The organism is Pseudonocardia oceanicola, assembly GCF_047200735.1.
In the GTDB taxonomy this organism is placed as follows: domain Bacteria; phylum Actinomycetota; class Actinomycetes; order Mycobacteriales; family Pseudonocardiaceae; genus Pseudonocardia.
In genome coordinates this window covers 1-9,770 of record NZ_JBJZON010000052.1, presented here as the reverse complement: position 1 = coordinate 9,770, position 9,770 = coordinate 1, and the positions used below count along the sequence as shown (strand labels likewise).

Here is a 9,770-nt window from a genome sequence, read left to right as displayed (position 1 = left end):
CTCCTCGTCATCCACAGGTTTCAAGCATTGCTCTCGTGCCCCCGCCCCGGACCGCTCGGCCAACGGTGGACCCATCTCTTCCCGCCGCGTCGGACACGCGGCGGCAGGGCGAGGTCCGGGACGGTTCCGGTATTCACTCGCTGTTCGTGCCCGTCATTTCCATCAGATGGTTCGCGGCGGTGATGCACCGCCCCTGGGAACAGCGATGAGGAGGCGGGCACCGTCGTGGAAGCGTCGGTCTTCGTCGGGCGCGAAGAGCCGCTCTGCTGCGGCACGCAGAGTCGGTCTTGCGATGCTAGCGTTTTCGAAGGCGCTGCGCCGACTTTCCAGCTCGTTGAGTTGTTCGGTTGTAGCTTGCTGTTCGATGACCGATCCAACAGTGAAGCGGACGAGGTTGAACCACGCGTCGAGCGCGTCGCCAGGGTCGGTGATGCCTGTTTCGAGGAGGAGTGAGGTTGCTGCCTCGCTGAGGTCCAGCACGTGCGGGCCGAGGGCGAACGTGCCGGCGAACACACGCCCTCCGTCCCGATGACTCAGGAGAGCGTCTCTGAAATCGGCGAGGAGCCGCAGGAGCCGCTCGTGCGGATTCGCTTCTTTTGTGGACTGCGGTGCGACGCCTTCGACGAGCGAGTCGGCGACGTCCTCCAAGAGCTTCTGCTTGGACGGATAGTGCCAATACAGCGAGGGGGCGCTGACCTGCAACCGTGCAGCCAGGACGCGCATCGTCACCCCGTCATGCCCTGCCTCGTCGAGCAGCGCGACAGCTTCCTCGATGATCTCCCGACGTTCCATCCCGCACCTCCTCCTTGACAGCCTAACAGTGCTAGAGGCATGGTCATCTCATGACTAACAGCGTTAAGGAACCGTCACGGGTCGTGGATGTTGTCGTTGTCGGAGGTGGTCCGGTCGGCCTGTGGTTGGCGGCGGAAGCACGGCTGGGCGGAGCGGACGTCGTGCTGCTGGAGCGTCGCATCGAACCGGTCCGGCAATCGAGGGCACTGACGATCCATGGGCGGACGTTGGAGACCTTCGGCCTGCGTGGCCTCGCTTCGCGCTTTCTGGAGGTCGGCCGCCCGATGCCGAGTTGGCATTTCGCGAACCTCGACACTCGCCTGGATTTCTCCGGTTTCGACTCGCCATACCCCTTCACGCTGTTCATCCCGCAGTCGCGAACCGAAGCGATCCTGGAGGACCATGCCGTCGGGATCGGAGTCGATGTGCGGCGCGGCGCACTCGTCGTCGCCGTTGACGACCGTGGCGATCATGTCGACCTCACGCTTGAGGACGGCTCGGTCGTCTCCTCGCGCTGGGTGGTCGGCGCAGACGGCGCTCGGAGCATCGTTCGTCGCACCGCAGGTATCGACTTTCCGGGGCTGCCGGCCACGGATTCCATCGCGATGGGCGATGTCGTCCTGGATGTTCCCGATGATGCTCCGCTCGGTGGAGGGACGAATGAGTTCGGCGGGGCCACCATCATCCCCTCGGGTGACGGCGTGCACTCCCGGGTCATCGTCCTGGACAACACTCGCCGGCACGTGCCTCAGAACGAGCCCCTCACCCTCGCGGAAATGAGCGAGTCGTTGCGACGGACCACCGGCAGTGACTTCGGTGCGCGAGACGCCTCGTGGCTTACCCGATTCACCAACGAGACACGGCTCGCCGCCTCCTACCGCAGTGGCAGGCTTCTCCTGGCCGGAGACGCCGCACACGTCCACGCACCGATGGGTGGTCAAGGCCTGAACGTGGGAGCGCAGGATGCGATGAACCTGGGCTGGAAACTCGCTCTGGTCGCGACCGGCCGAGCCTCCGAAGAACTTCTCGACACCTACGAGAGTGAGCGGCGACCCGTCGGTGAGCAGCTGTTCGCCAATACTGTCGCCCAGTACCGGCTCGTATCCGAGTTCGACCCGGCGAACGCGTACCTCCGCGAGGTCATCAGCGGCCTGCTCGCCGTTCCGGAAGCCAACCGGACGATGGCCGGAGAAGTGTCCGGATTCTCGGTGTCGTACCCGCACCCACTTGTCTCCGACGTGGATTCCTCAGCTCTGGGCGGCAGACGCGTTCCGGACCTGCCACTGGCCGATGGATCGTCGGTGCATCACGCACTCGCCCAAGGACAGTTCGTTCGCGTGACCGCGCCAGGCCACCAGGCGCTCCCGATGCCGGCCTCCCTCGACCGTGCCCCGCTCACCGACGTCCACGCAGTGCGCCTCGAAGCTGACGAGCTGCCCGCCGTCGGGTCGATCATCATCCGTCCGGACGGATACACACTGACCAGCTCCGGTGACGATGCCACCACAGGAGGCACCCACTCATGAGCACCCACCGTCTGAACCCCACCGGTCTCCACAGAGGGCCGGGGAGCGATCGTCAAGACCTGTGGATGGGCTGCCTCGGGTTGGGGGTGTTCGTCGGGTCGTTCGACGAGCTTGCCGGCCTCGAAGGTGGCGCCGGCGCGGACGAGCGCGACGAGGTGTGGCGTGTTCACGGCGCGCCGGCGGGCCTGGGCAGCCTCGACGAGCTTGAACGCCATGGCCAGCCCGGCCGCGCGGGAGCCCGGCCCGCGGGTGATCTTCGTCCGGTGCCTGACCGTGGCGAAGGTCGACTCGATCGGGTTGGTCGTGCGCAGGTGGATCCAGTGCTCCGCGGGGTAGTCGTAGAACGCGAGCAGCTCGTCGAGATCATCGGTGAGCTTCGCGCCGGCACGTCGGTGAGCTGTTGGACGTCAACCCCGGCGACGATCCGGAACTGGGTCGAGGCCGAGGAGCGCGATTCCGGTTCTGGATCGGGCTCGGCCGGGTCTGACGATGACGCGGCGGCTGAATTGCGACGGCTCCGCGCTGAGAATGCCGAGCTGCGGCGGGCGAATGAGATTCTGAAGACTGCTTCGGCGTTTTTCGCTCAGGCGGAGCTGGACCGTCGACTCAAGTAAGACTTCTGTTCGTTCACGAGCATCGATGCCGTTTCGGGGTCGAGCCGATCTGTGCCGTGTTGTCCGAACACGGCGTACAGGTCGCCCCGCAGACGTATTATCGCTGGCGGGCCCGCCCGGTGACGGACCGTCAGTTGGATGAGGCGTATCTGGTGAACCGGGTCGTGGACCTCTATCGGTGCGACAGGTGTGTCTACGGGGTGCGGAAGATGTGGCGTGCGGCGCGGCGGGAAGGACTGCGGATCGGCCGTGACCAGATGTGCTTCACCCCGACCCATGCGTCCTGGGCCAACCCGATCGAGGCCCAGTCCGGGCCGCTGCGCCGGTTGGTGATGGGCGCGTCGAAGCACCCCCACCACCCGACACCCGCCCGGCGACTGCAGGCCTACCTGCGCTGGCGCAACGCCAACGCCCGCCACCCCGACGTCCTCGCGGCCCAACGCCGCGAACGCGCCCGAGTCCGCAGCGAACACCACCGCCGCTGGGGCAGACCCGCCGCCGCATGACCCGGTGAACCTCTGTGGTCACCGCACTAGAGCTGTCCACCGGCGTCGACGACCTGGGTCGTGCCGGTGATGTAGCGGCCGCTGTCCGCGACCAGGTGTAGGACCGTCTCGGAGATGTCCCTCGGTTCCAACGCAGCGACCGGGAGCCGGTTGAGCGTGCGCGCGGCCTCCTCGAAGTCGGCTCGTGTGGGGGTCTCCAGATCCGGCCGGAAGAGCTTGTACGTGGCGTCGTTGAGGATCATGTCCGTCGCCACCGTCGTCGGGTGCACGGTGTTGACCCGAATCGAGTGCGGCGCCCACTCCTTGGCCATGACCTTCGCCATCATCACCAGCCCCGCCTTCGCCGCGCTGTAGTGCGCGGTTCCCGGGTTGGCATAGATGGCCGCCAGCGAGCTGGTGATGACGACGGCCCCGCCCCGCCCGCCCGCGATGATGTGTGGCACGGACACCTTGAGCGACTTCCACACCCCGGTGAGATTGATGTCGATCATGTCCTGCCAGGTGTCCTCCGACATCTCCAACGTGGACGCGGGCGAGGAGATACCCGCGTTGGCAAGGACGATGTCCAACCTGCCGAACTCCGCGACGCCCGCCTCCACCGCGGAGGCGAGCGACGCACTGTCCCGGACGTCCGCTTCCTGCGCCACGATCCGCCGGTCCAACGCCTCGACCAAGCGGACCGTCTCGGCGAGGTCCTCCGCCGTCGCAAGCGGGTAGGGCACCGAGTCGACCTTCGCGGTGGTGTCGATCGCGATGATGTCCGCGCCCTCTTCGGCGAGGCGGACCGCGTGGGCCCGTCCCTGCCCTCGCGCGGCGCCGGTGATGAACGCGACCTTACCTTCGACCCGACCCATGAAACGGCCTCCCACCTGCGACGTCGCCCTGTTGCCGACAGGTTATGCACGCTGTGTCAAAAGTCGAGGAGCGTCACGTGCGACCATGCAGGGCAATGTCCACCACCACTCCGGACAGCGGCGGCCGCCCCGCCCTCACCAGCGCGCACGAGCTGGCCGCCGTCGCGCAGGAACTCTTCGTCGAGCGGGGGTTCGAGCAGACCTCGGTGGACGACATCGCCGCTGCCGCGCGCGTCAGCCGTCGGACCTTCTTCCGCTACTTCTCCACCAAGGCCGACGTGCTCTGGGTCGAGTCGCCGGCCGAGCTCGCCACCTTCCGCAGGCTGCTCGACGAATCGACCGAACCGTGGCGGGAGGCCCTGTGCCGCAGCGCGCCTCTCGCCCTGCACCACCCCGCCGAGGAGCGACGTTGGATGCTGCATCGCGCGAAGCTCCTGCTGACGGTGCCCGCGGTCCAGGAGAAGGCCGCCGTGCGGCATGCGGAATGGCGGATGATCGCCACCGAGTTCGTCGCCGGACGCGGCCAGAGCGCCCTCGTCGCCGTCGCCGCCGGGCACGCCACGCTCGCCGCGACCCTCGGCGCCCACGAGTACTGGATCGCCCACCCCGACGAGGACCTCCCCGCCCTGCACGAGCGATTCCTGCGCATGGTCCTCGCCGGGGTCGGCTGAGCTCTCAAACCCCTCTGCGGACGCACCATCAGGGCGCTCGCCGTCGCGGCCAGCCATCAACTTCTCGCCGACCGGCAGGAACTGCTCCGTCTAAGAGGTCGCGCGAATTGATGTGTTGATCATGGGCGGCGGACGGGTCGTGTGTTCCAGCGGTGGGTGGTCCAGGCTTGTCGGATCAGGCTACGGACGGTGATGATCGCGTCGGCGGGGTCGAAGAACGCGTCGAGGACGATCTCGCGTCGTTCGTAGCAGCGCTGCAGCCGGTTGAACGCGTTGTGCCAGGCGTTGGTCCGTTCGATGTGCCGGCGTCGGGTGGCCTGGATCGGTGCCTTCTCGCCTTTGTGCGCGATCTCGCCGTGCAGGCCACGTTCGTCGAGCAGGTCCCGGGTTTTGTGCGAGTCGTAGCCGGCGTCGAGGTGGACGGTGACGTGGTCGGGGAGCGGGGCGAGCTCGGCGGAGTCGGTCCAGCGTTGGGCCCAGCAGCGGGGAGTCGTTGCGGTTGGCCCCGGCCAGCACCCGGCCCGGTGGGATACCGGCGGCCTCGACCAGGGGTGAGCGTTTCAGACCCTGTTTGCGCCGGTCGCACCGGGGAAGGCCCGGCGCACTCGCCGCCGCCGGGGGCTTTGGTGATGCAGCCGTCGACGGCGATGTCGTCGAGTAGCAGGCCCACGATGCGGTCGTAGGCGTCGAGGGCGATCCGCCGCAGCTGTGCGAACACGCCGAGGCGGATCCACTCGTCGCGGCGGGCGCGCAGCGTGCTCGCCGAGCAGGTGGCCTCGGCGATCGCCTCGTAGGAGCAGCCGAACCGCAGAACCTGGATGAGCTTGTCGAACACGATCCGGTCGCCGGTCCGGCGCGGTGGCAGCCCCACGGATGGGTGGGATCGAACTCGTCACGTACGGGTAGCAGCGCGGCGAACTGGTCCCACAGTGGTTCGGTCAGCCATGATGGCAGGGCGGGCACGTGGCCTCCAGGCGATCACGAAGCGTAGACAACTTCATGATCGGCAGGCCCGTGCCCGCTCCTTCCCCTCGACACCCGGCCGCGACCGAGACGTGATCAATCCGCGCGACCTCTCAGCTGTGGAGCACGCCGAGGCGGTGTTGGCCGTCCTCGAGGAGGTAGACGGCGCGGTCACGCGGTCGACACCGCCACCACAGCGCGAAGTAGGCCGCCCGTAGGCCCCAACGGCCACCGGCGGGCACGGGGCGATGGCGCCGCACTCGTGCGAGCCGCCCGGTCCGGCCGGCCTGGCCGGCGTCGGCGAGCTCTTGCTGCCGCTGCCGGGCGTGGCGCTGCAGCTCGAACCAGGGCGTCATCATCCGCAACTCCCGTCATTCCCGCGCACAAGGTGTGGCAGCGCTGTTATATTAACGCTGTGACATCGTCGGATCCAACCCGGTCCCGGGATCGCTGGCAGCCGCTACGCGAACTGCTCGCCGCGATCGACGCCGAGATCGAGGACGTCTACAACGCCAGGGGCCTGCACGGTGTGCGCCCGCGATATGCCTATCCGCTGATCCGGCTGGCCCATACCGGGCCGTTGACGATCCGGGAGCTCGCCGAGTCCCTCGGCCGCACCCACTCGGCGATCAGCCAGACCCTGGCCGGCATGCGCCGCGAAGGGCTGATCGACTCCGAACCCGGCACGGACGCGCGGACCCGCCGGATCACCCTGACTGAGCGGGGCCGGGCGCTGGTGCCGTTCCTCGAGGCGGAATGGCGCGCCACCGAGGAGGCGGTTGCCCAGCTCGACGACGAGGTCATGCCCCACGCGCTGAGCCAGGCCGTGACCGCGACCGCGCAGGCGCTGCGCCAGCGCAGCATGAAAGACCGCATCTCCGAGCAAATCGGCGACGCCATGCCACCCCCGCCACCGGGCCAGCCGGGCGCAGAACAAGGAGAGGCGGGCGACACCACCGGAGAGCAGAACTCCACGGATGGCACAAGCCGGCCGGGGCCTGGCGGGAGCACGTGAGCCGGCCAGCGCATCCCATCGACGTCCGGCCGCTGTAGACTTCGCCCGCATTCCGCCGGCTCTGGATCGGCACAGCGGCGATCCGGTTCAGCGCGCAGATGGTCGTCGTCGCTGTGCTCTTCCAGGTGTGGGAGCTGACCCGCAGCCCGTGGTGGACCGGCGCGATCGGCGTGGCGACCGCCGTCCCGACGATCGTGCTCGGCCTGTTCGGGGCACGATCGCCGACGCGTTCGACCGGCGCCGTGTGGTGCTGGTGACCAGCCTCGGCGCGGTCGTTGCGGCGGCGTTGTTGGCGGCTCAGGCCGTGCTCGGGATCGGCTCGGCGGCGCTGGTGCTGGTGCTGGTCGCAGCCCGGACCTCCTGCAACGCGGTGGGCTCGGCATCGAGACGGGCGTTCCTGCCGCGGCTGCTGCCGCAATCCCAGGTCCCGGCCGGGGTCGCGCTCGACCACGTCGCGTTTCAGGTGGCGATGCTGGCCGGCCCGGCGGTGGCCGGGGTAGCGACCCCCAGCGAATCCGAAGCCTTCTGACCTCCGCGGGTTTCGCTGACGTGGCGTTGGAGGGGTTGGCTGAGCCGATGTTCTTCGGCTCGGACGTCGAGGACGCGTTGCGCTTCATCACCGGCCAGCACGCAGGGTTGCCGGACAAGCTCAGCCCGGTCGAGCGGGAGCAGGCCGTTGGTGAACTGCGGGCCGACCTCACCCGCCATCTCCTCGGGCGGGGAGTGTTCTACGAGTCGGCGGCCTGGCTCGTGCATGCCCGCTGGCCCTGATCCGACCGCGACAGTGCTCACTCAGCTCGCCGAGTTCGGGCGTGGGCGAGCCGGCAGGAGGTCGTGCAGGTCGTTCCCGGCGAAGGTCAGGCGGTCGATGATCACGACGCAGAGTCGGGGGTCGTGCGGGCGCATTCGGCGGTGTGCGAGGTCGACAGCGATCAGGGAGCCCGCTCGCCGGACACGAGACCGCGAGCGCCGCATCTCGAGGACGGCGTGGGCCGCACCAGGGACCGCGGTGGCCTACAGGCGAGTGGCCAGCACGGCTTGCGTGCACGACGTGACGTGCAGCGAGCCGCCGTAGTCAGCGTCGATGACCGTGCGCAGGGCGGCCACGAGTTGGTCCACTCGCTGCGCGCCGAGCGCGATGTGGTCGCTCAGCGTTGATATCAGCCCGAGCCACTCGTCGGCGGAGGAGGTCTGCGTGCTGCGCAGGGTATGCGATCGGACTTCGGCGAACGCCCGATTCTCGGCGACAGCGTCTTCCCCGTCGAGTCCCGAGGGCGGGCGGCCGTCGGACGATGTCTCGGGAGCATGCGTGCGGTAAACGGCATCGAGTGCCGCCAACGATCCTTCGTCCAGGAGGCGGTCGTTCAGGAACCGCGGGAGCGTCCCGCCAGGTTGAGGACGGTCGCGGCCTGTGCGCGCCCTGCTCGGGGTCGATCCAGTGCCAAGCAGCCCCCCAGGTAATCAGGTCGAAGCGGCGGATGCCTCGCGGACGGCGAGATGCCCAGCTCCTCCATGAACGACGAACCTCCACCGGACCTGGGGCGTCGTCGTTCACGTACTCTCTCCTGCCTGCCTTCTCGGCATCATCGATCAGCACATGATCATCTGGACCCGCGTCGACCTTGACCTTCGCGGCGAACCCGCATCACCGGAGGACCCGTGGCCACCACAACGGATAGCGGGCGATCAATGCGCGGGCGAGCCCCTGGGCGTCCTCCGATTCGGAGGACGCCCACCACGCCAGGCTCGCCATCGCCGCACCTGCGATGAACGCCGCAGCAGAGCCGTCGCGGCCACCCTCGACCACGACACCGGCTCGCTCGAGGTTCTCAAGGAGGACCCTCGCCCGAGCCGTCATCGCGTCAAGCACTCTGCTCATGAACGGTGGCCAGGTGAAGAGGAGCCGGTAGATCGCCCGTCGTCTCTGAATCTCCTCCAAAGACCTGCGGAGAGCCGCGTCATAGGCCGCAGCCAACTCGGCCACGTCGATCTCGTCGCCCTCGCCGAGCCTGCCGATGCCGGCGACGTGGTCGATCTCGTCAGCGAACACCTCCACCAGGGCACTCTCGACGTCAGGCCAGTGCCGATAGAACGTGACGCGGTGCACACCGCCTAACCTGGCCACCAGGGACGCCGTGATCTCGTGCGGCGGCGTCGACTCCGCCGCGGCGCGCAGGGCGGCTTCGAGACGGCTTCGCGCATCGGCCATGGGATGAGCACTCCTCCGCATAGGAATCGCGACATCCTGCCGCAGTCGCGGGGCTGCATTCGAATCGCGAGGTAGCGCCGCCACGCCTGCCGCAGCGTGAGCTTCCCCCGCTTTGCCGGAGTGTCTGAAGACTGGTTCCCTCGGGGGAGCCAGGAAGGAGCTGTGTGAACGCGCTGTTCGGCTGTATCGGGAGTCCGACCCTCGCCCGACGTTCCGCATGCTCGCCGAGCAGCTCGGGGTGCATCACAAGGCCCTGCGCAACTGGGTGCGCCAGGCCGAGGCCGACACGCTCGAGCAGATCGTGAAGATCCGGTCGGTGAACGAGTTCGCCGCCGCCTACGGCTCCCCACGGGTGTGGCTGGAGCTGCGCGGCCAGGGCGTGCACGTCGGTCGCAAGCGGGTCGAACGGGTCATGCGCGAGCACGGCCTGCAGGGCGCGCACCTGCGCCGCGGGTGGCGCCACGGCTCGACCCGGCAGGACCCGGCGCACCGCCCCGCGCCGGACCTGCTCGAACGCGACTTCCCCGCCGCGGCCCCGAACCGCGTCTGGATGGCCGACCTGCCCCGGATCGTCACCGGCGAGGGCGTGTTGTGGCTGGTCACCTGTGGATGACGAGGAC

13 protein-coding genes, 2 pseudogenes and 1 other annotated feature are annotated in these 9,770 nt (G+C 68.5%); of the genes and pseudogenes, 8 read left to right on the top strand and 7 right to left on the bottom strand.

Annotated elements, in window-relative coordinates; translation table 11 throughout:
* Nucleotides 1–162 precede the first annotated feature (162 nt).
* Nucleotides 163–792, bottom strand: a complete 630-nt coding sequence (locus ACL02T_RS34460) for a TetR/AcrR family transcriptional regulator C-terminal domain-containing protein (protein ID WP_412835019.1) — start codon at nucleotides 790–792, stop codon at nucleotides 163–165.
* A 50-nt stretch (nucleotides 793–842) separates the two neighbouring features.
* Here ACL02T_RS34460 and ACL02T_RS34455 point away from each other — a divergent pair, with 50 nt between their 5' ends.
* Nucleotides 843–2,318 carry an FAD-dependent monooxygenase gene (locus ACL02T_RS34455; RefSeq protein ID WP_412835018.1) on the top strand — a complete coding sequence of 492 codons (1,476 nt, stop codon included), beginning with the start codon at nucleotides 843–845 and terminating at the stop codon, nucleotides 2,316–2,318.
* A 95-nt stretch (nucleotides 2,319–2,413) separates the two neighbouring features.
* On the opposite strand, the pseudogene ACL02T_RS34450 reads toward ACL02T_RS34455, so the two are convergent.
* Nucleotides 2,414–2,707 (bottom strand): annotated as a pseudogene (locus tag ACL02T_RS34450) (transposase); the annotation flags it as partial.
* A gap of 182 nt (nucleotides 2,708–2,889) precedes the next feature.
* Nucleotides 2,890–3,021 (top strand) — a sequence feature (AL1L pseudoknot).
* A 63-nt stretch (nucleotides 3,022–3,084) separates the two neighbouring features.
* Between ACL02T_RS34450 and ACL02T_RS34445 the strand changes: the two are divergent.
* Complete coding sequence (locus ACL02T_RS34445) at nucleotides 3,085–3,438, top strand: hypothetical protein (protein WP_412835017.1); 354 nt, start codon at nucleotides 3,085–3,087, stop codon at nucleotides 3,436–3,438.
* Nucleotides 3,439–3,464: 26 nt separating this feature from the next.
* Here ACL02T_RS34445 and ACL02T_RS34440 read toward each other — a convergent pair whose 3' ends face one another.
* Nucleotides 3,465–4,292 (bottom strand): mycofactocin-coupled SDR family oxidoreductase, encoded by an 828-nt coding sequence (locus ACL02T_RS34440; RefSeq protein WP_412835016.1) that lies wholly within the window; start codon nucleotides 4,290–4,292, stop codon nucleotides 3,465–3,467.
* Nucleotides 4,293–4,387: 95 nt separating this feature from the next.
* Between ACL02T_RS34440 and ACL02T_RS34435 the strand changes: the two genes are divergently transcribed.
* The gene (locus ACL02T_RS34435; protein ID WP_412835015.1) at nucleotides 4,388–4,963 is read left to right on the top strand and encodes an acyl-CoA-like ligand-binding transcription factor; all 576 of its coding nucleotides are present in this window, start codon (nucleotides 4,388–4,390) and stop codon (nucleotides 4,961–4,963) included.
* 119 nt (nucleotides 4,964–5,082) lie between these two features.
* On the opposite strand, the pseudogene ACL02T_RS34430 reads toward ACL02T_RS34435, so the two are convergent.
* Both ACL02T_RS34430 and ACL02T_RS34425 read right to left on the bottom strand, forming a co-directional pair.
* Nucleotides 5,083–5,926, bottom strand: a pseudogene (locus ACL02T_RS34430) (IS5 family transposase).
* Between the two features lie 113 nt (nucleotides 5,927–6,039).
* Nucleotides 6,040–6,285, bottom strand: coding sequence for a hypothetical protein (locus ACL02T_RS34425; RefSeq protein WP_412835014.1), 246 nt, complete (start codon nucleotides 6,283–6,285; stop codon nucleotides 6,040–6,042).
* A 56-nt stretch (nucleotides 6,286–6,341) separates the two neighbouring features.
* On the opposite strand from ACL02T_RS34425, the gene ACL02T_RS34420 reads away from it, so the two are divergent.
* The 4 genes from ACL02T_RS34420 to ACL02T_RS34405 all read left to right on the top strand — a co-directional run bounded on the left by ACL02T_RS34420 (nucleotide 6,342) and on the right by ACL02T_RS34405 (nucleotide 7,712).
* Nucleotides 6,342–6,941: a MarR family winged helix-turn-helix transcriptional regulator gene (locus ACL02T_RS34420; protein WP_412835013.1), complete on the top strand. Its 600-nt coding sequence runs from the start codon at nucleotides 6,342–6,344 to the stop codon at nucleotides 6,939–6,941.
* Nucleotides 6,942–7,039: 98 nt separating this feature from the next.
* Complete coding sequence (locus tag ACL02T_RS34415; RefSeq protein WP_412835012.1) at nucleotides 7,040–7,198, top strand: hypothetical protein; 159 nt, start codon at nucleotides 7,040–7,042, stop codon at nucleotides 7,196–7,198.
* Entirely contained in the window at nucleotides 7,186–7,470 is a 285-nt protein-coding gene (locus tag ACL02T_RS34410) for a hypothetical protein (protein WP_412835011.1), read from the top strand. The genes ACL02T_RS34415 and ACL02T_RS34410 overlap by 13 nt, the downstream gene beginning before the upstream one ends.
* Nucleotides 7,471–7,505: 35 nt before the next feature.
* A complete protein-coding gene (locus ACL02T_RS34405; protein WP_412835010.1) occupies nucleotides 7,506–7,712 on the top strand; it encodes a hypothetical protein in 207 nt (68 codons plus the stop codon).
* 243 nt (nucleotides 7,713–7,955) lie between these two features.
* Here the strand turns inward: ACL02T_RS34405 and ACL02T_RS34400 are convergent, their stop codons facing one another.
* Together ACL02T_RS34400 and ACL02T_RS34395 are read right to left on the bottom strand one after the other, a co-directional pair.
* Nucleotides 7,956–8,279: a hypothetical protein gene (locus ACL02T_RS34400; RefSeq protein ID WP_412835009.1), complete on the bottom strand. Its 324-nt coding sequence runs from the start codon at nucleotides 8,277–8,279 to the stop codon at nucleotides 7,956–7,958.
* 307 nt (nucleotides 8,280–8,586) lie between these two features.
* The gene (locus tag ACL02T_RS34395) at nucleotides 8,587–9,150 is read right to left on the bottom strand and encodes a TetR/AcrR family transcriptional regulator (protein WP_412835008.1); all 564 of its coding nucleotides are present in this window, start codon (nucleotides 9,148–9,150) and stop codon (nucleotides 8,587–8,589) included.
* Between the two features lie 112 nt (nucleotides 9,151–9,262).
* On the opposite strand from ACL02T_RS34395, the gene ACL02T_RS34390 reads away from it, so the two are divergent.
* Nucleotides 9,263–9,763: an IS3 family transposase gene (locus ACL02T_RS34390; protein ID WP_412835007.1), complete on the top strand. Its 501-nt coding sequence runs from the start codon at nucleotides 9,263–9,265 to the stop codon at nucleotides 9,761–9,763.
* The last annotated feature ends 7 nt before the right edge of the window (nucleotides 9,764–9,770 follow it).

Coding starts and splice junctions, on each gene's coding strand:
- ACL02T_RS34425 (WP_412835014.1), bottom strand. CDS start 6,285: ATGATGACGCCCTGGTTCGAGCTGCAGCGCCACGCCCGGCAGCGGCAG.
- ACL02T_RS34435 (WP_412835015.1), top strand. CDS start 4,388: ATGTCCACCACCACTCCGGACAGCGGCGGCCGCCCCGCCCTCACCAGC.
- ACL02T_RS34455 (WP_412835018.1), top strand. CDS start 843: ATGACTAACAGCGTTAAGGAACCGTCACGGGTCGTGGATGTTGTCGTT.
- ACL02T_RS34395 (WP_412835008.1), bottom strand. CDS start 9,150: ATGGCCGATGCGCGAAGCCGTCTCGAAGCCGCCCTGCGCGCCGCGGCG.
- ACL02T_RS34415 (WP_412835012.1), top strand. CDS start 7,040: ATGGTCGTCGTCGCTGTGCTCTTCCAGGTGTGGGAGCTGACCCGCAGC.
- ACL02T_RS34460 (WP_412835019.1), bottom strand. CDS start 792: ATGGAACGTCGGGAGATCATCGAGGAAGCTGTCGCGCTGCTCGACGAG.
- ACL02T_RS34440 (WP_412835016.1), bottom strand. CDS start 4,292: ATGGGTCGGGTCGAAGGTAAGGTCGCGTTCATCACCGGCGCCGCGCGA.